This window comes from Bartonella acomydis, assembly GCF_039543025.1.
Lineage (GTDB): Bacteria > Pseudomonadota > Alphaproteobacteria > Rhizobiales > Rhizobiaceae > Bartonella > Bartonella acomydis.
Window position 1 is genome coordinate 106,387 of the sequence record NZ_BAABIY010000039.1, and the last position, 24,821, is coordinate 131,207.

35 protein-coding genes, 1 tRNA gene and 2 pseudogenes are annotated in these 24,821 nt (G+C 37.2%); 21 read left to right on the forward strand and 17 right to left on the reverse strand.

The features are described 5' to 3' along the window. Positions 1-47: 47 nt before the first annotated feature. The 3 genes from ABD909_RS06160 to ABD909_RS06170 all read right to left on the reverse strand — a co-directional run bounded on the left by ABD909_RS06160 (position 48) and on the right by ABD909_RS06170 (position 4,538). On the reverse strand, positions 48-1,460 hold the full coding sequence (locus tag ABD909_RS06160; RefSeq protein WP_345097078.1) for a hypothetical protein: 1,413 nt from the start codon (positions 1,458-1,460) through the stop codon (positions 48-50). Positions 1,461-1,703: 243 nt separating this feature from the next. Continuing rightward, positions 1,704-2,993: an adenylosuccinate synthase gene (locus ABD909_RS06165; RefSeq protein ID WP_345097079.1), complete on the reverse strand. Its 1,290-nt coding sequence runs from the start codon at positions 2,991-2,993 to the stop codon at positions 1,704-1,706. Between the two features lie 381 nt (positions 2,994-3,374). Beyond that, complete coding sequence (locus ABD909_RS06170) at positions 3,375-4,538, reverse strand: phosphoserine transaminase (RefSeq protein WP_345097080.1); 1,164 nt, start codon at positions 4,536-4,538, stop codon at positions 3,375-3,377. A gap of 400 nt (positions 4,539-4,938) precedes the next feature. Here ABD909_RS06170 and ABD909_RS06175 point away from each other — a divergent pair. Further along, positions 4,939-5,014: transfer RNA gene (locus tag ABD909_RS06175), tRNA-Phe, on the forward strand. Between the two features lie 131 nt (positions 5,015-5,145). On the opposite strand, the gene ABD909_RS06180 is transcribed toward ABD909_RS06175, so the two are convergent. Together ABD909_RS06180 and ABD909_RS06185 are read right to left on the reverse strand one after the other, a co-directional pair. After that, entirely contained in the window at positions 5,146-5,457 is a 312-nt protein-coding gene (locus ABD909_RS06180) for a helix-turn-helix domain-containing transcriptional regulator (RefSeq protein ID WP_345097081.1), read from the reverse strand. A 12-nt stretch (positions 5,458-5,469) separates the two neighbouring features. Further along, positions 5,470-5,793: a type II toxin-antitoxin system RelE/ParE family toxin gene (locus ABD909_RS06185; protein ID WP_345097082.1), complete on the reverse strand. Its 324-nt coding sequence runs from the start codon at positions 5,791-5,793 to the stop codon at positions 5,470-5,472. Positions 5,794-5,899: 106 nt separating this feature from the next. Between ABD909_RS06185 and ABD909_RS06190 the strand changes: the two genes are divergently transcribed. The 4 genes from ABD909_RS06190 to ABD909_RS06205 are packed head-to-tail and all read left to right on the forward strand — an operon-like array spanning position 5,900 to position 7,130. Next, positions 5,900-6,562, forward strand: coding sequence for a lysozyme (locus ABD909_RS06190; protein WP_345097083.1), 663 nt, complete (start codon positions 5,900-5,902; stop codon positions 6,560-6,562). Further along, positions 6,562-6,789, forward strand: a complete 228-nt coding sequence (locus ABD909_RS06195; protein WP_345097114.1) for a hypothetical protein — start codon at positions 6,562-6,564, stop codon at positions 6,787-6,789. The genes ABD909_RS06190 and ABD909_RS06195 overlap by 1 nt, the downstream gene beginning before the upstream one ends. Continuing rightward, positions 6,722-6,925 carry a hypothetical protein gene (locus ABD909_RS06200; RefSeq protein WP_345097084.1) on the forward strand — a complete coding sequence of 68 codons (204 nt, stop codon included), beginning with the start codon at positions 6,722-6,724 and terminating at the stop codon, positions 6,923-6,925. The genes ABD909_RS06195 and ABD909_RS06200 overlap by 68 nt, the downstream gene beginning before the upstream one ends. Further along, positions 6,918-7,130, forward strand: a complete 213-nt coding sequence (locus ABD909_RS06205; protein ID WP_139413584.1) for a hypothetical protein — start codon at positions 6,918-6,920, stop codon at positions 7,128-7,130. Before ABD909_RS06200 ends, ABD909_RS06205 begins: the two co-directional genes overlap by 8 nt. 271 nt (positions 7,131-7,401) lie before the next feature. Here the strand turns inward: ABD909_RS06205 and ABD909_RS06210 are convergent, their stop codons facing one another. Next, positions 7,402-8,553 carry a tyrosine-type recombinase/integrase gene (locus ABD909_RS06210; RefSeq protein ID WP_345097085.1) on the reverse strand — a complete coding sequence of 384 codons (1,152 nt, stop codon included), beginning with the start codon at positions 8,551-8,553 and terminating at the stop codon, positions 7,402-7,404. A gap of 729 nt (positions 8,554-9,282) precedes the next feature. Between ABD909_RS06210 and ABD909_RS06215 the strand changes: the two are divergent. Continuing rightward, a pseudogene (locus ABD909_RS06215) lies at positions 9,283-9,510 on the forward strand (Arm DNA-binding domain-containing protein); the annotation flags it as partial. Here the strand turns inward: ABD909_RS06215 and ABD909_RS06220 are convergent. The 8 genes from ABD909_RS06220 to ABD909_RS06255 all read right to left on the reverse strand — a co-directional run bounded on the left by ABD909_RS06220 (position 9,505) and on the right by ABD909_RS06255 (position 14,296). Beyond that, entirely contained in the window at positions 9,505-9,705 is a 201-nt protein-coding gene (locus tag ABD909_RS06220) for a helix-turn-helix transcriptional regulator (protein ID WP_345097086.1), read from the reverse strand. The pseudogene ABD909_RS06215 and the gene ABD909_RS06220 overlap by 6 nt on opposite strands. 76 nt (positions 9,706-9,781) lie before the next feature. Beyond that, positions 9,782-10,405, reverse strand: a complete 624-nt coding sequence (locus tag ABD909_RS06225) for a lambda exonuclease family protein (protein WP_345097115.1) — start codon at positions 10,403-10,405, stop codon at positions 9,782-9,784. A gap of 1 nt (position 10,406) precedes the next feature. Continuing rightward, positions 10,407-11,261 carry an ERF family protein gene (locus ABD909_RS06230; protein WP_345097087.1) on the reverse strand — a complete coding sequence of 285 codons (855 nt, stop codon included), beginning with the start codon at positions 11,259-11,261 and terminating at the stop codon, positions 10,407-10,409. A 75-nt stretch (positions 11,262-11,336) separates the two neighbouring features. After that, positions 11,337-11,888: a hypothetical protein gene (locus ABD909_RS06235; RefSeq protein ID WP_345097116.1), complete on the reverse strand. Its 552-nt coding sequence runs from the start codon at positions 11,886-11,888 to the stop codon at positions 11,337-11,339. Positions 11,889-11,903: 15 nt separating this feature from the next. Next, entirely contained in the window at positions 11,904-12,632 is a 729-nt protein-coding gene (locus ABD909_RS06240; RefSeq protein ID WP_345097088.1) for a Rha family transcriptional regulator, read from the reverse strand. 72 nt (positions 12,633-12,704) lie between these two features. Next, positions 12,705-13,061 carry an antA/AntB antirepressor family protein gene (locus tag ABD909_RS06245; RefSeq protein WP_345097089.1) on the reverse strand — a complete coding sequence of 119 codons (357 nt, stop codon included), beginning with the start codon at positions 13,059-13,061 and terminating at the stop codon, positions 12,705-12,707. Positions 13,062-13,123: 62 nt separating this feature from the next. Beyond that, complete coding sequence (locus ABD909_RS06250; protein WP_345097090.1) at positions 13,124-13,507, reverse strand: hypothetical protein; 384 nt, start codon at positions 13,505-13,507, stop codon at positions 13,124-13,126. Positions 13,508-13,678: 171 nt separating this feature from the next. Next, a complete protein-coding gene (locus ABD909_RS06255) occupies positions 13,679-14,296 on the reverse strand; it encodes a LexA family transcriptional regulator (protein ID WP_345097117.1) in 618 nt (205 codons plus the stop codon). A gap of 83 nt (positions 14,297-14,379) precedes the next feature. Here ABD909_RS06255 and ABD909_RS06260 point away from each other — a divergent pair, with 83 nt between their 5' ends. After that, entirely contained in the window at positions 14,380-14,718 is a 339-nt protein-coding gene (locus tag ABD909_RS06260; protein WP_345097091.1) for a hypothetical protein, read from the forward strand. Between the two features lie 99 nt (positions 14,719-14,817). Next, entirely contained in the window at positions 14,818-15,183 is a 366-nt protein-coding gene (locus ABD909_RS06265; RefSeq protein ID WP_345097118.1) for a hypothetical protein, read from the forward strand. 8 nt (positions 15,184-15,191) lie between these two features. Here the strand turns inward: ABD909_RS06265 and ABD909_RS06270 are convergent, their stop codons facing one another. Further along, the gene (locus tag ABD909_RS06270; protein ID WP_345097093.1) at positions 15,192-16,043 is read right to left on the reverse strand and encodes a hypothetical protein; all 852 of its coding nucleotides are present in this window, start codon (positions 16,041-16,043) and stop codon (positions 15,192-15,194) included. A gap of 54 nt (positions 16,044-16,097) precedes the next feature. Between ABD909_RS06270 and ABD909_RS06275 the strand changes: the two genes are divergently transcribed. From ABD909_RS06275 to ABD909_RS06300, 6 genes and pseudogenes are all read left to right on the forward strand, one after another. Continuing rightward, on the forward strand, positions 16,098-16,580 hold the full coding sequence (locus ABD909_RS06275) for a crossover junction endodeoxyribonuclease RuvC (protein ID WP_345097095.1): 483 nt from the start codon (positions 16,098-16,100) through the stop codon (positions 16,578-16,580). After that, a complete protein-coding gene (locus tag ABD909_RS06280) occupies positions 16,570-16,902 on the forward strand; it encodes a hypothetical protein (RefSeq protein ID WP_345097096.1) in 333 nt (110 codons plus the stop codon). The genes ABD909_RS06275 and ABD909_RS06280 overlap by 11 nt, the downstream gene beginning before the upstream one ends. Then, complete coding sequence (locus tag ABD909_RS06285) at positions 16,892-17,983, forward strand: DUF1376 domain-containing protein (RefSeq protein WP_345097097.1); 1,092 nt, start codon at positions 16,892-16,894, stop codon at positions 17,981-17,983. The genes ABD909_RS06280 and ABD909_RS06285 overlap by 11 nt, the downstream gene beginning before the upstream one ends. Next, complete coding sequence (locus ABD909_RS06290) at positions 17,961-18,311, forward strand: hypothetical protein (RefSeq protein ID WP_345097098.1); 351 nt, start codon at positions 17,961-17,963, stop codon at positions 18,309-18,311. Before ABD909_RS06285 ends, ABD909_RS06290 begins: the two co-directional genes overlap by 23 nt. Before the next feature lie 164 nt (positions 18,312-18,475). Next, the gene (locus tag ABD909_RS06295) at positions 18,476-18,802 is read left to right on the forward strand and encodes a hypothetical protein (RefSeq protein WP_345097099.1); all 327 of its coding nucleotides are present in this window, start codon (positions 18,476-18,478) and stop codon (positions 18,800-18,802) included. Between the two features lie 270 nt (positions 18,803-19,072). Then, positions 19,073-19,601: pseudogene (locus ABD909_RS06300) on the forward strand (antA/AntB antirepressor family protein). 48 nt (positions 19,602-19,649) lie between these two features. Here ABD909_RS06300 and ABD909_RS06305 read toward each other — a convergent pair. Together ABD909_RS06305 and ABD909_RS06310 are read right to left on the reverse strand one after the other, a co-directional pair. Continuing rightward, on the reverse strand, positions 19,650-20,078 hold the full coding sequence (locus ABD909_RS06305) for a type II toxin-antitoxin system HicB family antitoxin (RefSeq protein WP_345097100.1): 429 nt from the start codon (positions 20,076-20,078) through the stop codon (positions 19,650-19,652). A 64-nt stretch (positions 20,079-20,142) separates the two neighbouring features. Continuing rightward, positions 20,143-20,334, reverse strand: a complete 192-nt coding sequence (locus ABD909_RS06310) for a hypothetical protein (RefSeq protein WP_004859817.1) — start codon at positions 20,332-20,334, stop codon at positions 20,143-20,145. Positions 20,335-20,641: 307 nt separating this feature from the next. Here ABD909_RS06310 and ssb point away from each other — a divergent pair, with 307 nt between their 5' ends. From ssb to ABD909_RS06345, 7 genes are all read left to right on the forward strand, one after another. Then, positions 20,642-21,085, forward strand: a complete 444-nt coding sequence (gene ssb, locus ABD909_RS06315) for a single-stranded DNA-binding protein (RefSeq protein WP_345097101.1) — start codon at positions 20,642-20,644, stop codon at positions 21,083-21,085. Between the two features lie 10 nt (positions 21,086-21,095). Beyond that, positions 21,096-21,644 (forward strand): hypothetical protein, encoded by a 549-nt coding sequence (locus tag ABD909_RS06320; protein WP_345097102.1) that lies wholly within the window; start codon positions 21,096-21,098, stop codon positions 21,642-21,644. A 93-nt stretch (positions 21,645-21,737) separates the two neighbouring features. Next, positions 21,738-21,995 (forward strand): AbrB/MazE/SpoVT family DNA-binding domain-containing protein, encoded by a 258-nt coding sequence (locus tag ABD909_RS06325; RefSeq protein ID WP_345097103.1) that lies wholly within the window; start codon positions 21,738-21,740, stop codon positions 21,993-21,995. Further along, positions 21,995-22,327, forward strand: coding sequence for a type II toxin-antitoxin system PemK/MazF family toxin (locus ABD909_RS06330; protein ID WP_345097104.1), 333 nt, complete (start codon positions 21,995-21,997; stop codon positions 22,325-22,327). Before ABD909_RS06325 ends, ABD909_RS06330 begins: the two co-directional genes overlap by 1 nt. 384 nt (positions 22,328-22,711) lie before the next feature. Beyond that, positions 22,712-23,038, forward strand: coding sequence for a hypothetical protein (locus ABD909_RS06335; RefSeq protein ID WP_345097105.1), 327 nt, complete (start codon positions 22,712-22,714; stop codon positions 23,036-23,038). Next, complete coding sequence (locus ABD909_RS06340) at positions 23,035-23,613, forward strand: hypothetical protein (protein ID WP_345097106.1); 579 nt, start codon at positions 23,035-23,037, stop codon at positions 23,611-23,613. Before ABD909_RS06335 ends, ABD909_RS06340 begins: the two co-directional genes overlap by 4 nt. A 592-nt stretch (positions 23,614-24,205) precedes the next feature. Beyond that, positions 24,206-24,821 (forward strand): antA/AntB antirepressor family protein (locus tag ABD909_RS06345; RefSeq protein WP_345097107.1); only part of this gene is annotated, 616 nt, incomplete at its 3' end.

The following is a 24,821-nucleotide window of genomic DNA, read 5'->3' on the forward strand; positions in this document are numbered from 1 at the left end:
AGCATTTTGGTAGTAGAAGTTCTCTTCGTAGGTTTCTATTCAGCGTGTTATTTTTTTTGACCAAGAACTGTTAACTTATCTGGTTGCACAAGCCATTGTCCAATAACTTCATTAAAAATAGACTCACCTGTTGGCCCTTTTGCAAAAGTTAACTCATTTATACGTCCATTTTTATCTGTTAAAATCAAACGCATCCAATCCAGTTCTCGCATCAATTGTAAATTTCTGTCAAGAAATGGACGATTGCCACTTAATGCAATAAGAAAGAAATCATCATCAATCTTTGCTGAAACAGTTCTTGCTAAAGTCTGTCCAATGGAATGTTCACTTGCTTTAAAAGTTAATGCTTTAACATTGCTTATAGCTCGACCTGAAAATTTATCAGAAGGAATAAAAACAAGATCCAAAATATATGCAGCAGGAAAAGATATATCGGTATTACGACGTAAAATAAGTCGCAATGATAAGCCTTCATCGGGAATTGTTATATCACCTTGTATAGCCGATTCTTCTGGAGCCCCCTTCACACGAGACTCCTTTATAAGCGTCCAACGCGCACTTCCCATTGCTACTTTTTCTACATCATCATTTGTGCGCGCTTGATAAAAAATAGCTTCACCTGACTGTTCATTTGGCTGTAAATAACTGGTAACAACTCTTGAAGTTCCTTCTTCATCCGAAGAATCTGCCGTCTGATCTAAACCAACATCAATTTCGCTTCCATCCTCTAATAAGCGTTTTGTTAACTTTCTCGTGACAGAAATTGTTTTTGGAAATGCATGAGAAGCTTGAAATTTTTCTCCCGACAATTGCTGATCATTTGATGCGAATATACGTCTACCAACAAAACCAATACCAACGGTTAAGATGAGAAAACTAGCCACAACAGCAGTGCTTATTACAATACGTCTTTGCTTCGATGACTGATTAGCACGACGTACAGCTTGAGAAAAAATATGCGAAACGATGTGCAGATTATCCTTTTGCGAAGAAGCTGCTACAGGAGAAATTTTTAATATCCTTTCATCAACAGAATGAGAAACGCTATCAGCTTCCATATTAACAGGTTCTGCATCTGGTATTCCTGATCCATAAGGTTTACTAAATGCCTTGTTATCCTTTAAACTTATAAAACCCTGTCTTTTTTCTGAAAAAGCATTTTCTTGTGATAATATGGAATTTTTTATGCTCTTGTCGTCTTCAGCTGTCTCTATAGGCTTCCATCCAATCACTGAAGAAAATAGCTTCTTTTCAACTGCTAAATATTCTGCTTCAACAGTTGCAATAGCATTTTGCAAAATCTTCCTTTGCTCATCTACCATTGCTTGTGGTACTTTTGCTGTAACAAACTGATGCTCTAATGTTTCGATAGCTCGTTTATAAATCCGCTTACGCACTTGTGATGTAATATTACTTTGCGCGTTGATTGCCTTTTTTAAGATTCCAACGAAATCTACCATATCCTCTATAATCTTTCTCAAACTGAGGAAAGAAATCTCAGTCGTAAAGCTAAAAATACCTTTATTTTAGCTTTTTAAATTAATTGTTATTTCTATTGATACAACTACCGTGGTAGTTTAAAATGAATATGAAAAATAAACAATGTTATTTTGCACCTCTCTTTCATTCACTGTTAAATTCTCTCTTCATAGAAAAGTAAAAAAGATATAGTGAAAGCTTATACAAAACTCTCAAAACAATCATTAATTTGCAAAAGGATCAGTAATAAGGATAGTGTCCTCACGTTCAGGGCTCGTAGATAATAAAGCTACCTGCGTACCAATCAATTCTTCAATATAGTGTATATATTTGACAGCCTGCACTGGTAATTCTTCCCAACTCAACGCATGTGCTGTCGCTTTCTTCCAACCTTCTAATGTCTCATAAATAGGTTTCACACGGGCTTGTGCTCCCATAGAATAGGGTAAATAATCAATTTTTTTACCATCAAGCTCATAACCAATACAGATTTTAATTTCATCCAAACCATCTAAAACATCAAGCTTTGTCAGCGCTATACCTTGAACACCACAAATTGTTACCATCTGACGTACTAAGACGGCATCAAACCAACCACATCGACGTTTTCGACCAGTTACGACACCAAATTCTTTCCCACGTATCCCGAGAAATTCACCAACATCATTTATTTGCTCTGTCGGAAATGGTCCCTCCCCAACACGTGTTGTATAAGCTTTCGCAATACCCAAAACATAATGAATTGATCCAAGCCCCATACCTGAGCCAGTACATGCCTGCCCAGCAACTGTATTGGATGATGTCACATAAGGATAAGTCCCAAAATCATTATCTAATAAAGCACCTTGAGCACCTTCAAAAAGAACGTGCTTTCCTATCCGACTACTTTCATCTAAAAGACGCCACGTACAATCCATAAAAGGCAGAATTGCATCAGCCACTTGCATCAATTCATCATAAAGTGCTTGAGAATCAATTTCTGCAACGCTCATTCCACGACGCAAAGCATTATGATGTCGCAATAATCGTTCGATTTTAGCCATAAGTGTATCCACTTCCGCCAAATCCATCACACGGATAGCACGACGTCCCACCTTATCTTCATAAGCCGGACCAATACCACGCTTTGTCGTACCAATTTTCAAACCCGATAAACCGCTTTCACGAATTGCATCAAGATCACGATGCAAAGAAAGAATCAATGGAGCATTTTCAGCAATACGCAAAATTTCTGGTGTAATTTTCACACCCTGTTCACGTAGTTTTTTTAATTCTGCCACAAAATGATGAGGATCAACGACAACCCCATTACCAATAACGGATAACTTTCCACGAACTAAACCAGACGGTAAAAGTGATAATTTATAACTAACCCCATCAACAACCAATGTATGCCCTGCATTATGCCCCCCTTGATATCTTACCACGATATCTGCCCGCTCAGACAACCAATCTACAATTTTACCTTTACCCTCATCGCCCCATTGTGTACCAACAACTACTACATTGGCCATAACTTTCTCCGTCGTGTTTGGTCAAATAAAACCAGCATTCAAAAACAAACGCCCCTTTATAACGAAACCTTACAACAAGTGCGACTCTTCATTCCAGCTTTTTCCCAATCTTTAAATGATTAAATTTTAAAACTCATGAACATACAAGTTAAAAAGCACTAGGATATAAAACATATCCTTACCCTCAATTAGTCCTTTTGGCTATAAAAGTAGAAATATTGAAAGCTTTTGGTTGTCATTCTAACCAACACTTAATAAATTATTTATACTCCCTCGTGATTTTTTTGCATCCATAAAGCACTTGAAAACATAAGAATACGAAAACATTATAATCTTCCGTATTCTTTTTTAAAATGCATTACAAAAACGGCAAAAAGTCCTCTAAAGCTGAGCTTTTTCAACCTGAAATGCCCATTCAAGCCATTGTGTTAAAACTTCAAGATCAGAAGCCTCAATTGTTATACCTGTCCAAATGCGCAGCCCTGGAGGAGCATTTCGATACGAGCCAATATCATAAGCAACACCTTCCTCATCAAGACGATTCACGATAGCTTTTATAAAAGATTTTCGCTTTTCAATATCCAAAGCCGTAATCACTGGATCGACAATATCTAAACAAACAGATGTATTAGAACGTACTTTAGGATCTTTGGCCAAATATTCTAACCACGGTGTTTTACGGACAAAAGCATCAAATACAGTAAAGTTTTTCTCAACACGTGCCCTTAATGCTGGTGCACCACCCAAAGATTTTGCCCATTTCAATCCATCAAGAAAATCCTCTACACAGAGCATAGAAGGCGTATTGATTATCTTCCCTTTAAAAATATCTTCATTCAACTTTCCATTTTTCGTCATATAGAAAAGTTGAGGCATTGACCAAGTCGGAATATAACTCTCAAGACGTTCAACAGCACGAGGACTTAAAATCACCATACCATGTGCTGCCTCACCACCCAAAACTTTTTGCCACGAAAAAGTCACCACATCTAATTTTGAAAAATCAAGATATTGTCCAAAAGCTGCAGATGTAGCATCACAAATTGTTAAACCAGCTCGCTTCTCTGGAATAAAGTCTGCATTAGGAATACGTACACCTGAAGTTGTCCCATTCCATGTAAAAACAACATCACGATCAAAGTCAAGTTGTGTTAAATCTGGTAACTCGCCATAAGGTGCCTCAAAACGACGCACATCAGGAAGCTTTAATTGCTCAACAACATCTGTATTCCATCCAAAACCAAAGCTTTCCCATGCCGCCATATCTACGCCGCGCTCACCTAACAAAGACCATAAAGACGCCTCAACAGCACCAGTATCTGAACCAGGAATCATTCCTATACGATAATCAGAAGGAACTTCCAAAATCTCACGGGTTAAATCAATAACTTCAGCAAGTTTTAATTCTGCTTCTTTCGATCGATGCGATCGTCCAACTAACGCATTCTTAAGAACTTCAAAAGTCCAGCCAGGTCTTTTGCTACAAGGCCCTGAAGAAAAGTTAGGATTATTCGGACGACAACTTGGTTTTTTAAACATTATCATTATTTCTCCCCTTTTAGATGGCTTGTCTTTGCTTTTTAAAAAACAAATTATTGTAAAGACTAAAGCCGATAGTCCCTTTAGACAAAAATCAAAAATGTTTTCTCTTTATTCCGCAAGCTTAAAATACGTAGAAACCTTGTAAAAAGTCTTTTTAATTATGTTTTAGTATTGATTCTTTAAAAGATTTCCTCGCGTTATCACCACGATAAGACAGCATCTTGATAGTCATACAGTAACGTATCATAGTATAGCTATCAAGTTTATTTTACGGAAAGAATTGTTATAATTATCTAAAATGTGCAGATAAACTTAAAAAAAATTAATTATTTTTCTCTTGATGACTGGACAGAGGAAATTTTAATGTTATAACCGCACACGTTTCACGCGTTTTGTGAAACATGCCCAGATAGCTCAGTTGGTAGAGCAGCGGACTGAAAATCCGCGTGTCCGTGGTTCGAATCCGCGTCTGGGCACCACTTTTTGTTTTTAGTGCATTGAAATATATAGATTTTCTCTTTGATTCTCTGTTTTAAGACCACCTTTTAGTCCACCTATTACAGTTTATACAATTTTATCTAATTTGTTGTTNGGAAATAGCAAACTTAGATTAAACGTGTGGAACAGATCGTTCAAGAGGTTGTACAGCCAAGCGAAATCCCATAGTACGCAGTACAGCATTCAAGCTACGAAACTCTGGATTACCTTTTTCTGAAAGTGTCCGGTAAAGCTGTGTTGGATTCAGGTTGGCTGCTTTAGCGACAGCTTGAACACCACCATAAGCTTTTGCCATTTGACGAAGTGTTACAAGCAATTCCCCCTGGTCACCATCTGCTAAGATAGCATCAAGGGTAACTGCTGCCAACTCAGGATCATCATAGAATATTTCTGCCATCGCATCATCATGGTTACGGTCTTTCATTCTTACACTCCTTTAATCTTCACGGTTTTGCCAATCACGCCAGCAAGCACATGCGCGAGTGATATCAGTGTCTTGTGTTTTTTTAGTACCACCGCATAAGAGCAATAATACGGTCTTGCCAGACTGGGCATAATAAACGCGGTAACCAGGACCAATATTCATACGCAATTCATAGACACCATCACGAAGCGGTTTGAAATCGCCAAAGGTTCCTTGCTCTAAACGATTAAGACGGCGAATAATTGCAGCTTTAGCCTGCACATCACGCAGCTTTCGCAGCCAATCATTTATCAAGTCTTTGCCATCAGAGGTAAGGTAGTGACGTATTTCAAACATAATCTATATTCGTTTATAAACGAACATTTGTCAAGATAGAAAGAAATTTATTTTTAGATTTTCACTCAGCCTCACCTTGTGTGGGGCTTTTTTAATGGAGAACTTTATGCGGAAAATATCACAAGAAGGTCTTGCTCTCATAAAACAATGGGAAGGCTTACGCCTCAATGCTTATAAAGACGCCATTGGGGTATGGACAATCGGTTATGGGCATACAAACAGTGCTGGAAAACCCTTTGTACACAAAGGCATGACACTCACTGAACAACAAGCTGAAGATCTTCTTCGCCAAGATTTACGAAAATTTGAAAATGCCGTTGAACAAGCCGTTCAAGTTTCCTTAACGGATGAACAATTCGCAGCATTGGTCTCCTTTTGTTATAATATAGGGACAACAGCTTTTTGCAATTCCACCCTGTTAAAAAAACTCAATAATAGTGAATATGAAGCAATACCTGCCGAACTCCAGAAATGGACCAAAGCGGGTGGTAAGCGCTTGCAAGGTCTTGTCCACCGACGTGCAGCAGAAGCAGGGTTGTGGGCAAAAGGCGCTTATGTTTCCTCCAACTATCAAACCGTAGAAACAACAGATTCAACAGCGCTCTTTAAAGTAGAAGCATTGGCACCAGTCATTGGCTCTTTTTCAGGTCTTGGCGGCTTATTAGCGGGCAATGGTCCAGTACAATGGGCACTTGCTACCATCATGATTTTAGCAGCTGCTGCTGGTATTTTTCTTGTTGCCAAACGTTTTCAGGAACACCGCCTATGATCTTATTATGGATGAAAAAGAATTTGCTGTTAACAGGTGCGGCTCTTGCCGCTTTTTTTATGGCTTTAGCCAAAGCTTTCATGCTTGGCAAAAAGAGTGAACGGCAAAAGCAAATAGAAAAAACTTTAAAAGCAGCAAAAACACGTCTGGAGGTGGAAAATGAAGTTAATCAAAAAAATGACACTGATGTGCGCACTGCTCTTTCTCGTTGGCTGCGGGGCAAATAAGTATGTTTCTTGTGTTGGTTGGTTACCCATTTATTTAAACAAAAGAGATGTTAACGTCATCAGTTCAAGCTTAGCAAGAGATATCTTAAAACATAACACTCTAGGTGAACGTTTGTGTGGATGGAAACATGGCTAGAAGAAAAACAAGAGATGATATAGAGCTTACAGAAGCGGAAAAAGAAATCCTTCAAGAAATTATCATGACCTATAAAAGCGTGAAAGTAATGTCACGTTATACGAAATGGATTGTACTGATTATACTCTTATTAGCGCTTGATTTTTCACGGATCCTAGATGCCATAGAGAGTATTTTTACACAAAAACCAAATATCCGACTCTAAATATACTTCGAGATGTGCAAAATTTTTTAGCCAATAGATTTTTAATTTTGCACGTCTCATTAAAGCGATGAACAATGTTTTTACACATTTTACAGTGTTTTTTTTAAAAAATTGACACATCAAATTTCGCCTCAAAATAGCTAAAAAATACGCAAAAAGATTTGTTAAAACTTTAGATTATTTTTCACAACAGAACTTAGTAACATTCAAAAAATATTAGATAAAGTTAGTGAAAAAAAGAGGCGCTCTGTAGAGGCAATTGTAAAAAAATCTATTCTGTTATAAATGCAGCCCACTGTTCCAAGAGAGCATGTCGTTGTTCTAAAAAATCTGTTCGCATATAAGCTTTGGTCACTGAACTCCCAACGGAATGCGCAAGAACAGTTTCGGCAATCTCAAATGGTGTTGACGTTGTCTCTGCTATCCAGTCACGAAGACTAGATCTGAAACCATGGGGTCTATAATCAAAACCTTTGTCTTTCATGAATTTAGAAAGTGTTACATCAGATATAGGCTTTCCAGAACTCCCAGCAAATAAAAAACCTTTTTTCTCAAAAGGGAGAGATTTTTCAATCACTTTCAAAGCTTCACGACTTAATGGCACGCGAAAATCTGAAACTTTTCCCACAATACCCTTCATATTTTCTTTTGGTATTGTCCATATATTTTTATCTATTTGTTCAAGACGCAAATATCGCAATGGATGTGACCGTACTCCAGTCAAAATAAGGAGCTTCAGTGCTAAATTTGAAAGGATCTTATCATCCAAATTCTGATAAAAAGCCGGAACTTCTTGCCATGGCATAGCCGGAATATTTGTTGATGTAGCACGGGGCTTCCCTAAAAGGGCGCGCGCTTTCATACAAGCCTGTAGATCAACATCCAAACCAAGAGCCGCTGCATATTTCAAACAAATGTTAATACGGTTTAATGCTTTTCGTGCTGTATCTGCTTTTTCATGCCAAAGAGGTGAGAGAACATTGCGAATGATATTGGCGGTTAATTGTTCTATAGGCAAATTCCCTATGTGTGGAATAACATGTAACTCCAGTGGAGAAAACCAACGCCCATTTTTGCCTTCATTTTTTAACTCAGCTTTTTTACTTTCAAAAGCTGCCTGCGCAATTTCTTTAAACACATTGCTTTGCTGTTTTAAAATAGTTTGTTCTCGAAAGACAATAGGATCATTGCCTTCTTTAAGAATATCACTATAATATCTTGCAAGCTCTCGTGCTTCTTTTAAAGAAAGCCTTGTGACAGGACCAAGCCCCATTTCGCGGCGCTTATTGTGATGTGTATAGCGAAAAAACCAAGAACGTGTACTGTCTTTTCGAACATTCAACCACAGCCCTGCCCCATCACAATATTTACCTTGAGGAGATGCTTTTACGAACGCTGCTGATAACTTATGAATCGCCCTCACTTAATTTACCTTCTCGTCCACCTTTTGGGATTCACCTTTGCACACATTGTCCGTCCACCTTTTTTGGTCCACCTTTTAGACCACCTTAAATTTTTGATTTGAGATTTTTTCTTTAATTCTTAATTTTTTTATTGGAACATAAAAAACTATACATATCAATACGCTCTTACACATATTTATATAAGTTGAATCTTGTTGCTAAGCCCCTGCCTGCCGCGTCTGGGCACCGTTCTCTTTATATTAAGAATAACTTATTGTTTTTATTAATGTCTGTAAAAGTGCGGGATATCCAAATAAAAGTAAGGGAAGAGGATTTTGTGACGTGCTCTTAATTCTTTCGAATCAAAACTTTTTTCGAGGTTTTTTCTGCTGTTTAGAAAAGAGATTTTGTAGACTCTAACTTTCAGTTATCCATTTTTTTTAGTGTAAGAAGCCTTTCTCTAGTGTATCCATGAAGCGAGCAAAATCGATTACAAATATAAAGATAATGAAGGCTAACTATTTCATGATGCGTGACATCATCTTTAAGCCCTGATAGGTTTCTATCATCTTCTGAAAACATATTGATTTATAATGATAATTTACTGTTTTGTATGTTGAATGAGAATCCCGAATAACGTAAGATTCTCTCATTTCAAATCTCTTTATCTTGAATCAATCAAAATCACTTGCTTGCATGTCAAAAACGGGGCTGATGTGTGGGTAAAATTGTATAAGAAAGGAATAAAAATGGCTCTTATGAACCGTCTTAATGCAAGGGCTGTCGCAACATTGGGGGCTGGCAAATATAATGATGGTGCCGGCTTGTTACTTCATAAGCGTAAAGATGGAGGTGCTCAATGGCTTTACCGTTATACCATTCACGGTCGGCGCCGTGAAATGGGCTTGGGTGCTTTAAGAGATGTTTCTTTAAAACAAGCTCGCGAATTGGCAAATGGGTGGCGTTTTGTTTTACGTGANTATTTGCTCCGTATTTTTCTTTGGAGTGAAGGCTAGAATCTCTTTTTTTCTCCACCTTACTGCTCTACCTAGCTTATATGGCTCTGGAAATATCCCTTGCAGCACCCAATTGCGAATCGTTGTCGTTGATACGCTAAAAAGCTCTGCACATTCACGGGTTGTTACATATCTATCGCCATCATCAAATATCATTTCATTACCTTTCTATTTTTTATGTTATGTAAATGGGTGGGTGGGGGTGCTGGAAGGGGAAAGCACCCCCATAACTTCAAGCCGCTTGTATCGAAATCTTCTTCATGCCTTGTTCTATTTCCTCCAAGAATATCTCGACTGCTTGATTGATTTGTTGAATTTGTTCCTCATCACGATCCACGCGTTTAATTTTCATGCGCAAGTGAGATGACCTACCTACAAAATGCGGATTATAACTCATGAAATGACACCATTTACGTCCCGTACAAGCCATTTGGAATTGCATTTGTGCGATATATTCAGGTTTGATAGTGTCATCTATAAAGAAGCGTAGATGATGAACTGATTGTGGGCATTTGACCTCAACTAAACCGTCTTCACCAACAAATCCATCAGGACTTGCACCAGCCATTTGGATTGTGGGATGTTGAATGAAACCGCACCCTGTGACCTCTGTATCATAAATGAATGCATATTCTCTCAAGGCATCTTCTTCATGTTCAATGCCCCATTGCATAGCGGGCATTATATAAGATTGGCTTATTTCCTCTGTTAAGCGCTCTGTCATAAGTTTTAATTTGTAATCCTCATATTTACTTGTAGGCGTTCCCTTGGCTGTTTTACTGAGTACGTTATAAACGTTTGAAGCGGTGACTTTACCTAAACGGGCTTGAAACCACTCTGCTGTTCTTTGTTCCATTTCACACCGCTGTCTGTTTTTCTTGTTGAGTTGGTGCATATTCAATATCTTGGATATGAATATATTCGGCATCTTGTATAGAGGCGTTTGTTTGCTCTTGTTGTGGAAGAGATTGTTCTTTTAGAGCCTTTTGTTTGTTTTGTTTATCTTTCAAAAGATGCAAAACAATTTGAGCTTGTCCCTCAGACATATCGGTAAGATTTTTGACTTTAACATAATCAAGTACCTTTGCTTCTTCTGATTGGGTTTGCACTATGAGTCTTCTGATTTCATTGATTTGCTGCGGAAATGCCTTTTTAATAGGCGGGTTTCCATCTGTATCGTCTTCTTTGCTTGCGACATTAAGAAGCATGCCTAACAGATATCTGCGTGCGTAGGTAATAGTAGAGCCAACCGCTTGTATGTTGTTTTTGCTCCCGGTAGCATCAAAGGGAAATGTTCCTTGTGTTGATATTTCATTGCCAGATATATGCTTTAAAGTCATTTCCACGGTTATGCCATTTGAACTCTGTTCTTTGATACGAGAGAACAAAGCAAAATGATGTTTTGAAAGGGTATCCTTTACAGCATCAATGTACTGATCAAGCTTCGCATATTGGCTATTTGTATGGGTGTTTGTAGCGTTTTTTTGTATTTTTTGATATTCCATTTGCATAGCGGAAAGATCACGGACAAAATTTTGCCGCTCTTGACGTTTTATCTCCTTATCTCGCAATTCAAGAAGGCTCTTGAGACGATCCAGATCAACATCACTTTGTAAAGCTCTTTCTAAAATAAGCTCCATAGCTGTAGAGTTGGTTTCACAAGCATTTGTTTTTTCCACTAATTCCGTTTGTGTAGTACTTATTTCATTCATCTTGATTTCCTCCATTTAAAGCGCAATTCACCCGTGGCGTGAATCACGCATGTGTTAAAAACTTTGTTTTTGTTGCTAGAAACGGCTTATGTAGCTTATATCGCTTGCTGAATAGTCACTTTCGCAGATGATTGAATTGCGTCCACGAATTTCAAGATTACCAGAAATATTTACATTATCGAAAATATATACTCCATCTAGAATTTTCATATTTCCGGAAATGTGTACTTTATCACTTATATAAGCATCTCCATAGACACGGGCATTGCCATAAACATGGCCCAAAACTCGAGCCTCACCATAAATTTGTGCATTGCCGTAAATTTGCGCTTCATTAGCAACCGATGCTTCACCGCAAACTTTTGCATTTTCATAAACACGCGCCCTGCCTGTAATTTTTGCGCGTTCAAATACTTGTGCATTGCCGAAAATCTTAGCGTCACCATAAACCATAGCTTTATGCCAAACCCAACAATCACCTTCATGCGATAGGTTGTCTTCTTTTTGTATATAGCCGCCTAGATCACCTGCTTTGACATTTCCAAAGTCTCTCAATGCACGGATACGGTGGAGAGTTTTTCCCATAATTTCGATTGTCTCATCAGTCAGTTCATATTTCTTTTTTATCATGATAACCTCCTCTTAATGCATGGATTGTCTTTTAAGCTCTTGAGACAAAAGCCCCATGCCTTTTGTGGTAATTTTTGCGCAAGGAATGACTTTTTCTATTCCACTGACGGTTTGAAGTGTGATGGTTGGACAATCCATTAGTTGCTTTTGGATTTTGTCTTGATAAGGGAGTAAATTTCCACCTGCTGCACGCCTATAAACCCAACCTTTTTGCTGTAAAAATTGGATGAATTGTTTTGGTTGCATCTCGAGTATTTTAGCGGCTTCAGTAAGACAAAAAAGCCCATCATGGCGCTGTAAACTTTCAAGAGCCATGGCTTTTGGTGTTAAATCTTCAATAATGCTGTCTTTTTGATCTATTTGACCTTGGAGGTAATTCAAAAAGCCAATCATAGCTTTTGGACTTGAATAGTCGATTTGTGGTGCGACCACTTGCTTTTCCAATTCTTGCCAGCGATCTATAATCCTAGCACGTAATGTCATGTTGTAACCTGAAACTAAGATGAGGCATTCACGTTTGGGGAGATGGTAGCAGTTTTGGGGCTTGCCTTGTTTGTCTAAATAGGTGGATCCAAATTTGGATTGACCCTCTTCAGGGTATAATTCCCCTAACATTTGCCTAATATCACGCATAATGTGTGCATGTTGCTTATTACATAATTCAGCAATTTCACGACTGGACATAGTTTGAACAGTTTGGTTATTAAAATTGCTTTTGACCGTTGTGACAAAATTATGCATGATGGACTCCTTTCAAGAACTTCGTATTTTTTTCATATGTTCTGATAAAGTTTTGCATCATAACTTCCTTCATTAACAAAAACACAAGGTTTGATATAATATTCTGCCATAGTTTCTATGGCGTTCTGCTTGAGCAACTTTCTTTGCTGCGTGAATTTTGAAGTAATGATTATCGGTTTTATCTGTTTCTATTTCAGATTTTGGACAAATCTTCTGTCTGTTCCATTCTTGTTTTGTAAAAACAAAATCCACGCCTTCTTTTAGATCAAGCTTTGCAACACGATCATTAAACCAAGTGGAAAAATCTTGTTTCAAATGTAGGTGTTTATGCATTAAATGGGCATTGACCATTTGGACATAACCAATACTATTGTCTGCCTCGTTTTCAGGTATGAGATATCCTTCACTATCATTATCATGTGTGTTCATAAGTTTACTCTAATCAATTATTGATAGGAAAAAGGGGGCGCTTTTAAACGCCCTTCAGAATTTTAAAGCACATCACAAGGACGCAAACGGTGCTGTTGTTCATAAGTACCGTAAAACTCATCATTATATCTTTCTTTTGCTAAATCATCTAAAAGGTCATTGTAAGTATCACTTTCGCCTATAAAATAATGAACCTTGCTCTCCTCATAGAGATGATCGATATTTTCTTCTACATATACGTCTGCAATTTCTTCAGAAATGTCTTCACAACTATTTTCAGAAGGATTTATACGAAAGATTTGGATAACATCATCTACCCCATTAACAATGCTTAGAATTTGACTTGCATCAAGCGGTCCAGATTCTGCAATGTGTTCATCTCTATCGAAGTAAACTGAATGAACTAAGAGAATTTCATTAGAATTTATGAGAATTGGCTTTTCCATAATTTCCCCTCCCTAATGCCTAATAGCGATTGTTTGTGTTAATTTATGGATATATTAGTACATTATGAACGATATATAGTCAAGTACAAATTGTACTATTTTTTCAAAAAAATAAAAAAATGACGAATCAGTACTTGTCTTGTTGATAACGTAAACAGAAAGCCATACTGCTTACATGTCAAGAATAGTACGTCGTACACGACCTATTATAGAGATAGCACCTTCAAGTTTTGGGGCTTTTATTGTTTTATCGTATGAAGCAGGCTGAAAAGGAGGATTATCATTGGGTCTGTATCGTTTATATGTTGCTCGGCCAGATTCATCTGCAATTACATAGCAGGCATTAGGTACAAGCTTTTTATCTTGCATATTTACAAATATTATAGAATCTGGAGGGCTAATTTTATTCATAGATGCACCATCTACACGCAATGCAATCCATTTACCGGCAGGAAGATTAACAGCTTCTGTCATAGGATAATCTGAAAAATCCATTATCCCATCTTGCTCACTTAACTCTCCTGCACTAATCCATGAAATAAGAGGAATACTTATATTGAGGCTAGGATTCTCTTGAGGAGACTCACCATATAAAATCCATCCCGGATCAACGTTAAATACTTGTCCATAGAGCTCGGCTTTTTGGCGCGAAACAGGACGATTTCCATTTTCGTGACTAATAAGAGTATTTTGATTAAGAGCCGGTATAGCGCGTGCCGCTTCGCTTGGTGTTGCATATCCAGCGTTTTTACGTGCTATTTTAAGTCTATCTTTTGGCAAATAAGTCATTCGTACATTATCCACTATTTTTTTCATTCATTGTGTACTATTTTACCTTGATTTAAAATTGTACGTAATGTACTATTGTTGCCATGGTTAATAATTTTTGTATCAAAAATTTGATTGAATCTTGGGGATCTATACGCCGATTTGCTGAAGAAATCGGATGTAGCTATGAAGCTGCGCGTAAAATGCGTGATCGCAATAGTATTTCTCCAAAATATTGGAACATAATTATCCAAGTGTCTAAATCCAAAGGCCTATCTTGGGTTACATTAGATTGGTTTCTCCATAATTATGCGAATAAATACCATAGAGGTATTCATCCTATAACAAAGTCAAAAAAAGATATGCTCCATTTAATGGAAAAGTTTAGCACACCTGCTTCTACAGATAATAACGAGTACCAACAGCAGCACTCACACTCTTAAAGAAGAAAGATCATGAGAAACGGGATATTGAAGAAACTCTACACACGGATTTGTAGATTAATAGGTTGTAACACGAAAATTGAAAATGGAGATAGATTGGTGGAAGAATGGAGAAAAGTACCATATCGTGACTGTAGCGTAGAAGATCTTGTGAAACGACACGAAACTCACACAACAATTCTTAAAAAACAAGAAGAATGGCATAAGTTAAAATTTGATAGTTGGATGAGATGGCATAAAGAAATTCTTGCAGAGCGAGATAAGTCAATTGAACAACAGCAAGTAGCACTTGAAAACCTATCAACTTTAATTAAGCAAAAAAATAAGACACTGTATGAACAAAGATTAAAGTTGGCTTCACAAATGGAGCTAATTGATAAATTAAATAATAAAATCATTTGCTTAATTAACAAAAAAGAAGAACCAAGATTGATCGATTTTATTTTTGCAGGAGAATGCTTTTAATTTTAGCATCAAAAAAAACACAAATGAGGATTATCAGCCAAAAAAGAATATTCAGGGCCAAATTCATCATATGTATCTTTTGAGCGTGGATATGAGGCCCAAAAATGAATAGTGAATGTTTCCTCTGGATTAACAATCGAAGTGTGGTCAAGTGTAAAGTTTGCAATGTTGCGGGAATTAGGCTTACGGCAGCTAATTATGAAATCTAAAAAAGTGTAGCATTTAGCACGTATAATAAAAAAATTCAAAGCGAACTCTGATGAAGCATTTGATTTTATATTTTGGGGACATAAAGCAATGAGTTTGGGAGTTGTTCTTTTAATGACGAGGTGTTCACCTGAAATTTTAGATGGCCATCCAACGAAAGGGCAAGCATTTTTAACAAACTTAAAGGGACTTTTTTTCGATATGCGTATATTCCTTATCATTATATCTTCTCTAGTAAGGTTTTTAATGCACAATTTCACCCTAACGCGTGAAGTGCCTTCATATTTTTGTGGGAAGAATACTGCCTTCAATTTCAAATATGATCCCAAATCCCGTGCTTTTTTATCTTCTAATAGAATAGTTGTCTGGGTTTCTGATGCCATAGTTTGTCGTTGGAAGATTTTAAGCTGTTTTTTTAAGCTTCGTTGTTGCACAAAAAGTGTTACCATTCCAGTAACTACAGTAGCAATGATAGGAGCAATCGTAAGATTATTACTTATCCAGTGCAGCAAAAATACAGCACCATCATTTATCCGGTGCAATAAGAATACAACCTTATCAACTATCCACTCTTGCATCATAACTCCCCCCACTTTTTTAGAATCGCTGGGAGGATACTTTTTCACAAACATCTTTGCAAGACAGGCAATCACAACACGCTCTGTTATGGCGCACGCATAAATACACAACAACCTTAAGGGGGGATAATGATCAGTAACGTACAAACCATTCTCTGTCTTGATCTAGGTATCAAGACTGGCTGGGCTATATGCAGTGCTGATGGTCACATCGTCAGTGGTGTCATAAATTTCCAGCCACGTCGTTTTGAAGGCGGTGGAATGCGTTACTTACGCTTTAAGAGATGTCTATCAGAAATAAAGCAGGCAGTAGGCAGCATTGATGCCGTGTATTTTGAAGAAGTACGCCGGCATATCGGTACTGATGCAGCCCATGTGTATGGCGGTTTGTTAGCAACCTTAACGGCGTGGTGTGAACATCATCAGATACCGTATGAAGGCATTCCTGTTGGCACAATTAAAAAAGAAACAACCGGCAAAGGAAATGCTTCAAAAGAAGAAATAATTAAAGCGGTGTGTGCAAAAGGGCATGCGCCTAAAGATGACAACGAAGCAGATGCTTTGGCAATTTTATATTTAGTTAAAGGAAAGGAGATTGGGGATGTCCAATAGAAATAAGTTTGTAACAATTAATGTAGAGAAGTGTCTTCTTGATATTGTTTTGTTACCAGCGATTGAATGCAATGTTTATCTCAGGTTGCGTTTGCAAATGCTCTACACTGGTGAACCTCTTATAAATAATTCACAAGGATTCTCTTATCTTACTAAATGTTCAGTAAAAAGATTTGAAAAGGCGTTAGATTATTTATTGAGAGTTGGAGTCATCATACGTTTAGAAGACGGTCGTTTATGGAGTTTACAAGTTGAAGAGGAACTCAATAACTTCAATGAAGATCTAAATAATAAAGAACAGGAGGAGAAATATGTCAACTAAGTTAGCTTGGGTTCGTTGTTTTCCTTCTGATTGGGTATCTGATGCTAGTGGAATGACGTCGCATCAAATATCGACTTATATGATGTTGATATTGCTTATGTATAAGAAGAGACAGCCAATTCTTGATAATGCCTCTATATTAGCACGCATTTCTGGTTGTTCAGTAAAAGCTTTTAATAAAGCGCTAGATTTTTTATTGAGTGATGAAAAACTGATACGTTTAGAAGACGGTCGTTTATGGAGTTTACAAGTTGAAGAGGAACTCAACAACTCTAATGAGAATTTGAATAAGTTTTCCGAGAGAGCGCAGAAGGCAGCGAAGGCAAGATGGGATAAAAATACAAAAGATGCTTGTGATATTAAGCATGATGCTAACAGTATGCTTAAGGATGCTAAGCATGATGCTTGTGATGCTATAACAAACAATACAAACATATATAATAAAAAAACTAAAACTATCGTTTTAGCAAAAAAAGAAATTGATTCTGAGAATTTAGAAACAAACGATCCAGAACAAATCGAAAAGGTAGAAACCAAACAATCACCCATTCACGAGCAAGAAAACATTCCGAAAAAAACAAAACGGTCAAAAGCTAATCGAGAGTGTCGATTGCCTGCTGATTTCGAACCTAATTTGCAATACGCAATCGATCAAGGGTTAACGCATGATGAAGCGTTATTAGAATTCGAAAGATTTAAACTTCATTGGCAAGATAATCCAAATCGAAATGCTAAAAAAAGTGATTGGCAAAAGGCATGGTACAAGTGGATTACACACCAAGAATATGGACTTCTAGCCAAGAAACGAGAAAAATTAGAAAGGGAAAAACGCTATGCGAATGAACGCTATAAGCAACCATCAAACAACTTCTCCACCAACCTCGCAGAAAGCTTCAGTGAACTCAAAGCAGCAATCTATGCTGGCGATACTTACGGATCAGAATGCAGCAGAAATACAGAAACTATCAGTTCATTTGAAAGAACTTGCAAAGAGGGTGGACCGGAGTTGGTATCCTCGGATCTCTATGAGAGGAAAGCCGTTGACGCAGGAGGAAGAAGTGCAAACTTTGCAAGATTGTAACCGCTTACAAACACTGCTTTCACGGCAAGTTACAGTTGAACATATCGGGGCGGCAGCTTATTTGCTTTCTGGTCTCAAAATACCGGCAAATACAGACTCTGATGTTATCGCTTTGAACTATAGCATAGCGTTAGCAGATGCTTCAGAGCACGCTCTTAAACGAGCTGTTAAGGACGTTATACGTGGAGAAGCAAAGGGGTTATCAAAGACATTTATGCCAACAGGAGCAGAGCTTGCAGAGTATTGCAGACAGGTAAAAGAAGACAATCTTTTTGGAGTTTCAGTTGTAAAATCGTATTTAACATCACCTAAGAGAACAGCAAAATAGTGAAAAGTACTGATCGTTTTATGATTAGATATGCGTTTAAATCGATAGAAAGGTACCGTACAAAGCAATCATAAGATTTTTTAGAATATACATGGGAAATAAAAGAAGCTTTGTACAGTCAAATTTGAGATAAATAAACCCATAGGTAAAGTTAGGATTAAAGCATGCCCATTTTAAAACATTTATCCTTAATAAACTGTAAACAGCCTATACAAAAAAAGTTTGTGGCAACGGCTGTTGGTTATGTTCCATGGGGAGATGGAGCAGCAGAGTATTTTTACAACCTCTACGAATATGATGATGGCACAAGAGAATACGAGGAATTCGATGGTGGTCAATACCATGAGATGCCTGCGAATGTTGATTACAGTACCAAAGCGCAAGTGAAGACATGGATTTATGGTGGTGCGGTACTTAAAAGTGTTCTCAATTACGAACCTCTCATTGATGAGATCAACAGAAAGATTAAAAAGCTATCAGGAGCCGCTTGACATTATTTCTGCGATGTATATTGTCGAATCAGGTGCCTAAGAAACACCTTAAACACATAGCGGGTAGATTGCCGAAACAATCTCTTCTCCGCCAATTAAAATCTTTGACTCATTGTGTGTAGCAAACATATAATGATATTGTCGGGTGTGGTTATGCCATACAATACCCTTTCGGGGAAAGCATGACGACGGGCTATGTGCCGTGTTTCTTAGCACCCGGCATCTTTTGGGATGTCAATTAAGAAACCTTTAAGCACATAGGAGTTCATTATGAACACTCTAATTAAAATTACAGAACAAATCATTGATCGGGAAACTGTTCAAACAGTTAATGCACGTGAATTACATGTGTTTTTAGAAAGCAAACAAGATTTTTCTACTTGGATAAAAAAGCGTATTGCTGCTTACTCTTTTCTTGAAGGACAGGATTTTATTCGCTTCCACAAAAAAAATGGAAGCGAACAATGCCGTAGCAGTAGAATATCACCTCACATTAGATATGGCGAAAGAACTTTCAATGGTTGAACGCAATAAGAAAGGACGACAAGCACGCCGTTACTTTATTGAATGTGAGAAAAAGTTAAAAAGCCAATCCGTTGATTATGATAGTGATAAACGCTTTGATTTACCAAGCCATTGGGAGGGTATGAATGCTGGTGAAAAAGCTTTGTACCTTTTAGGTCCTATCCATGTGCGTCTTGTTGATGCTTTTAGAGTAGATGAAGAGAACAGAAAATATAAAGCTCTCATTAAAGAAGCAAAGCAGGTCTTAGCAAGATCTGTTGTGAAAGCTGCTTAGTTTTAAAAGTATGATTCATCTTCCCCACTTTAAGGTGGGGAAGATATTTCAAGCTGCGTTTTTGATTGTAATCACAACTTGCTTACCAAGAACAGTCAATGCCTGCTCTAGTGTTTGAAGTTTCGTTGGATAATTTAGATCAAGAATACGTCTTGCTTCTGTTTCTTTCTTCCCCAAACGATTGGCTAATTCTGTTTTTGTAATATTCGCTTCATGAAAAGCTTCTACCACTGCAAGTTTTAGAGCATTCCACGCATCCACAGTAACCTCTACAAGATCTTTATACTGCTGTGGTATAGGGAGAGGCAAACCACGCATTGGATAGCTACGTAATGCTAACCCTAACGCTTCAACAGCATTCTCTAATGCCTCTGCTCTATTTTTCCCAGCTGTTATTGCTTCTGGTACATCTGGAAAAGTTACAACAAAACCACCATCTGGATCAGATTCTAACTTTGCTTGATAAGTGTATTCCATATCTCTAAATCTCCTTGCTATTATGAAAGTGCTTCTGTGAAAGGTATAAAAACATTTAGAAAATTCATACTCCCAACTGTTTTTTGATTATTTTCACATAGAGTGGGGTTAATTCACCAGATTTTATAACGGTTGTCTTATCTCCAAAAGTTACCAAATAATGCGATCCCTTGCCTGCATCTGGAGCCTCACTGTAATGAATACCTCTTTTTCTGGCTTCTTTACGTAACTCTCTAAGCAGTGCTTCTCTTTTCATTCACCTTCTCCCACTTTGCAATAAAACTAATGTCGCACAAAAAGGTTCGATAGTCAACAATAAATCGTACAAAAAAGTTTGATACAGACTTTGCTAATTTAGATGATGCTTATTGAAAAACCGAAGGCAAAACGAAAAAGCTATACCATTTGTAAGACATGGCTTTTTGCTTAAATAATTTATCAAGCAACATTATAATCTAATACTTTAAAAAACTGTTATTAATTAACTGAAATAATTGAAAAAATAATGAACTTATGATAAGATTTTATGTGTATAAAATGCAAATCAAATGGAACTCACAAACATGTTGAATAAAGTGATCTTAATTGGCTATTTAGGGGCTGATCCCGAAAGCAAAACTATGAATTCTGGTGCCGAAATAGTCAATTTTAGGTTGGCTACTTCTGAGAGCTATACAGATAAAAACACGCACCAAAAAGTAGGGAAAACTGAATGGCATTCCGTGGTGGTTTTTAATCCACATTTGGCAAAAATTGCTCTTCAATATTTACACAAAGGCTCAAAAGTTTACGTAGAAGGCAAATTACAAACCCATAAATGGCAAGATAAAAACGGTATTGACCGCTTCACAACAGAGATTGTCTTATCACAATATAAAGGCGAATTGCACCTACTTGATGCAAAGAAAGAGCAATCTCCCCCCTCACCCGTGACTTCTCAAAATTATGCTATCGCCTCTGGTGCCGCCGATTATAGCGCATCTTTTAATGACAGCATGCCATTCTGATTGAAAAAATATGACAAAAAGAAAAAAACGAGCAAAACGTGGTCGCCCACGCATTGAAGGATGTATCAGAGAACCCAATGGGCGTATCTCACGGACAAAAATGCCTCGTGATCCTATCGATAAATTGGCAATAGAAATGCGTGCCAAACGCTTCTGTTTGACCATAGAAGAGGCAAAAAACCCGCTTTCCGGTACTTATATCGGACGGCTTTACTTACAAGGAAATCTCAATCAAGATCAATACGATACAGCACAAAAATATCTTGAAGTGAGAAATAATTACCTCTGTGCAAAAGGTTTGCCTAATGCAATTTATGATGAAATGCCCTCATCTTCTGATGAAGCAGCAAGAGAGAAATGGATTGAATTTGCAACAAAACAATTTTTGAATATGCAAGAGGTAATAAAAGAAACACAACACCTTTACAGACAGCACAATTTTTATGCTGCATTGCAATGTCTTGTTATGGAAGATCAAAAATTACCATATCTTGTACCTTCATTACGTATCGTTCTTAACGCTCTTCAAAAATATTTTGACCCCAAAAATAAATGGTAAGATTTTACGGGTATTTTTATAAAAGCATCAGAAACTCTTGAAATAGCTTATAAAGTGTTATATTTTTATATAATATTTTAGAGAGGATGTTTTATGCATACAACAAAATTACGTAAAGTTGGAGGGTCAGTGATGCTTTCTATACCGCCAGCATTGCTTGATGTTCTCCATCTTGCTGAAAATACACAAGTTGGCTTGGCTGTTGATAATGGACAATTGATTGTAAAACCACAGACATTTCCTAGTTACACTCTTGATGAATTGCTAGCCCAATGTAATCCGTCAGATGATTTTGTAGATGAAGATATGGAGTGGTTTGATGCGAAACCTGTTGGTAGAGAGCTCTTGTAATGAAACGGGGAGAAATTTGGCTTGTGTCTCTTGATCCAACTTCGGGCTATGAACAAAAAGGAACGCGTCCTGTACTGATTGTATCACCAGAAGCGTTTAATCGTGTAACGAAAACACCCATTGTCTTACCTATCACAAGCGGAGGAAATTTTGCTAGAACAGCAGGTTTTGCTGTCTCATTAATGGGAGCAGGATTGCATACAACAGGCGTGATACGTTGTGATCAGCCACGTGCTCTTGATATTGGAGCGCGTCAAGGAAAGAAAATGGAAACAGTTTCCCCCATGGTTATGAACGAAGTCCTTGCTAAGCTAGCAACATTTCTTACATAGTTAGTTCAAATCTTTATCTTGTTGTGCCGTAAACAGCGTTCTTTGAAACGGAAGAAAAGTCATGTAAAAGATTCATTTGAATAGAGAAATTTTGCGTTATTTGATTTCTCTGAGCACCAGATTTAGGTAAAAAATAAAAAAATACACAATATCGTGATTTTTTTGTTGACAATGCGTGAAAAATTTTATTTAATGATCTAACTGTACTAGTTGTATTGTATCTAAAATTCAAAAATATCCCCTAAAATTTGTTAAAATATTAAGCTTTAAAAGTAGTTTAACTTACTGTTTTTATTGATAAAATTGGCTTATCTATTTTGCACACATCAAAAGCCATTAATTGACCAATGATGTCATTAATTAATTACCTCAAAAGGAGCAAAGATGAAAGTAATCATCACTAAGCCAATGTGTGTTCTTGGCGATAACAAAAGCACTGTTCATTTTGAACCATCAACTTCAAGTAATCCATTTGTGGAGATTTCCAATCAAGTCTATGCACGCCTCAAGCGCGCCAATGCCGTAAAACCCTTTGTTGAAATCAAAACCACAACAAAATCTGAAAAGGTAATTGAACAGACTAAGCCAATCGAAAAAAAAGTTATACAAACATCTTCTAAACTAGAAGCAGAAGAAACTTTACTTCAACAGACCAAAACACCTAAAGTTTCCAAGCCATCAACACCTTCTGCTAAAAAGCTTAAAAGTTGAAATTAATCATCCATCAAGAATGGTATCTTCAACAGGTAAAAGATACCTTTACCAATCTTCAAGCACCACGCCTTAATTGGGCTTTGCGGAATGCTATCAACACCGCAGCAAAACAAGTAGAGCGCTTTACTGAGAAGCAAGTTGCCGACCTCTCATCAGCCCAATCAAAGCGCGTTAAAAAAGGCGTTTATATTAAAGGAAAGGCTACAGCTAAGTTTCTTGAGACAGATATCATTGGTTCTGGAACACCCTTGCCTCTTAAATTTTTTCAAGCAAAAGAAACAAAACATGGTGTGATTTACACAATGTTTGGAAAGCAAGAAATCTTACCTCATGGTTTTATTAAAGGGGGGCGTTTTCCAAAGCGTGTCGATTTAAAAATGGGGGGGAATGTGTTTCAAAGAGCCGACGGAGACCAATTCCCCATTGCAAAACAAGAAGGACCATCAATTGCTAAAGTTATGTCCAAGCCAGAAATTGCAAACGCTATCGCACAATATGCCAGTGAAAGACTAACCAAAAACATACAGATCCAACTTAAACGTCAAGAATACGCTGCTAATAAAAGAGGCTAGATCATATTCTTAAATTCTATCTCTATATTACATATCCTTATTGGTTCATACATTACATGTTCTTATGACAATTTAAAAAAAATTATCACTTGCACTTTGTTATTTCCATAAAAAAATCAATAAAATCAATGCAAAAGGTACTTCCCAGCGGGTTGGCTTCGTTGCGGGGCAGGCGAGCGCGAACTATCCCTAGCGACAGAATTTTCAAATAGACTGTACATTGGACACATAACATATTGATAAATAACAGATTTAATGTGTACTCATATACACACTATACAATCTATGATTATTTTAAAAAATGTGAAGTCACCACTTGACAATATGGCAACAATGTGTCTATTGTCGAACCAGGTGCCTGAAAAACACCGAACGATAAGCGGATAGATTACCGAAATAATCTCTTCCCGCCGAAATTTAAAAACTTTGACTCATCACATGCTTTGTAGCATATAGTGATTTTGTCGGGTGTGGTTACACTATACAATACTCTTATGGGGAAAGTGTAACGACGGACTTATCGCCGTGTTTTTCAGCACCCGGCACTCCTTTTAGAGTGTCAATGAAAAACATCTAACGATAAGGAGTTCATATGAACACTCTTATAGAAATTAAAGAACAAGCAATTGGACAAGAGACTGTTCAAACTGTTAATGCACGCGAATTGCACGCATTCTTAGAGGTAAAACGGGATTTTTCTAATTGGATTAAAGATCGTATCAATAAATATGATTTTAAAGAGGAAAGAGATTATATTTTAACGCTCGCCAAAATTGGCGAACGTCAAAATGTGGTATTAAAAGAATATTACCTCACATTAAGCGTAGCTAAAGAACTTTCTATGGTAGAGAATAATAAAAAAGGTAGAGAAGCACGTTTATATTTTATCGAATGTGAAAAACGTGCAAAGCAAGTAGCAACACCACAAATAAATCTTGCCAATGCTTTGGAAAATCCTCTTACGATTAAACAACTCCTTTTAGAGAGTATCAATCAATTAGAAGATTTAAGAAATGAGGTGAGTACACTCAAGCCAAAAGCAGAGGCTTTAGAAGGCTTAAAACGCTCTGATGGTTTGTTTGGTCTTATTGAAGCAGCAAAGATGCTTGAAGTGAAACCAAAGGATTTAACTGATTACTTACGCAAACACGATTGGGTCTATCGACGTGCTCCAGGGGCGCCTTTGTTACCCTATCAAGATAAAATCA

Coding starts and splice junctions, on each gene's coding strand:
- ABD909_RS06160 (WP_345097078.1), bottom strand. CDS start 1,460: ATGGTAGATTTCGTTGGAATCTTAAAAAAGGCAATCAACGCGCAAAGT.
- ABD909_RS06165 (WP_345097079.1), bottom strand. CDS start 2,993: ATGGCCAATGTAGTAGTTGTTGGTACACAATGGGGCGATGAGGGTAAA.
- ABD909_RS06170 (WP_345097080.1), bottom strand. CDS start 4,538: ATGATAATGTTTAAAAAACCAAGTTGTCGTCCGAATAATCCTAACTTT.
- ABD909_RS06180 (WP_345097081.1), bottom strand. CDS start 5,457: ATGAAAGACCGTAACCATGATGATGCGATGGCAGAAATATTCTATGAT.
- ABD909_RS06185 (WP_345097082.1), bottom strand. CDS start 5,793: ATGTTTGAAATACGTCACTACCTTACCTCTGATGGCAAAGACTTGATA.
- ABD909_RS06190 (WP_345097083.1), top strand. CDS start 5,900: ATGCGGAAAATATCACAAGAAGGTCTTGCTCTCATAAAACAATGGGAA.
- ABD909_RS06200 (WP_345097084.1), top strand. CDS start 6,722: ATGAAGTTAATCAAAAAAATGACACTGATGTGCGCACTGCTCTTTCTC.
- ABD909_RS06205 (WP_139413584.1), top strand. CDS start 6,918: ATGGCTAGAAGAAAAACAAGAGATGATATAGAGCTTACAGAAGCGGAA.
- ABD909_RS06225 (WP_345097115.1), bottom strand. CDS start 10,405: ATGGAACAAAGAACAGCAGAGTGGTTTCAAGCCCGTTTAGGTAAAGTC.
- ABD909_RS06230 (WP_345097087.1), bottom strand. CDS start 11,261: ATGAATGAAATAAGTACTACACAAACGGAATTAGTGGAAAAAACAAAT.
- ABD909_RS06240 (WP_345097088.1), bottom strand. CDS start 12,632: ATGCATAATTTTGTCACAACGGTCAAAAGCAATTTTAATAACCAAACT.
- ABD909_RS06245 (WP_345097089.1), bottom strand. CDS start 13,061: ATGAACACACATGATAATGATAGTGAAGGATATCTCATACCTGAAAAC.
- ABD909_RS06250 (WP_345097090.1), bottom strand. CDS start 13,507: ATGGAAAAGCCAATTCTCATAAATTCTAATGAAATTCTCTTAGTTCAT.
- ABD909_RS06255 (WP_345097117.1), bottom strand. CDS start 14,296: ATGACTTATTTGCCAAAAGATAGACTTAAAATAGCACGTAAAAACGCT.
- ABD909_RS06260 (WP_345097091.1), top strand. CDS start 14,380: ATGGTTAATAATTTTTGTATCAAAAATTTGATTGAATCTTGGGGATCT.
- ABD909_RS06275 (WP_345097095.1), top strand. CDS start 16,098: ATGATCAGTAACGTACAAACCATTCTCTGTCTTGATCTAGGTATCAAG.
- ABD909_RS06280 (WP_345097096.1), top strand. CDS start 16,570: ATGTCCAATAGAAATAAGTTTGTAACAATTAATGTAGAGAAGTGTCTT.
- ABD909_RS06285 (WP_345097097.1), top strand. CDS start 16,892: ATGTCAACTAAGTTAGCTTGGGTTCGTTGTTTTCCTTCTGATTGGGTA.
- ABD909_RS06295 (WP_345097099.1), top strand. CDS start 18,476: ATGCCCATTTTAAAACATTTATCCTTAATAAACTGTAAACAGCCTATA.
- ABD909_RS06305 (WP_345097100.1), bottom strand. CDS start 20,078: ATGGAATACACTTATCAAGCAAAGTTAGAATCTGATCCAGATGGTGGT.
- ABD909_RS06310 (WP_004859817.1), bottom strand. CDS start 20,334: ATGAAAAGAGAAGCACTGCTTAGAGAGTTACGTAAAGAAGCCAGAAAA.
- ssb (WP_345097101.1), top strand. CDS start 20,642: ATGTTGAATAAAGTGATCTTAATTGGCTATTTAGGGGCTGATCCCGAA.
- ABD909_RS06320 (WP_345097102.1), top strand. CDS start 21,096: ATGACAAAAAGAAAAAAACGAGCAAAACGTGGTCGCCCACGCATTGAA.
- ABD909_RS06325 (WP_345097103.1), top strand. CDS start 21,738: ATGCATACAACAAAATTACGTAAAGTTGGAGGGTCAGTGATGCTTTCT.
- ABD909_RS06330 (WP_345097104.1), top strand. CDS start 21,995: ATGAAACGGGGAGAAATTTGGCTTGTGTCTCTTGATCCAACTTCGGGC.
- ABD909_RS06335 (WP_345097105.1), top strand. CDS start 22,712: ATGAAAGTAATCATCACTAAGCCAATGTGTGTTCTTGGCGATAACAAA.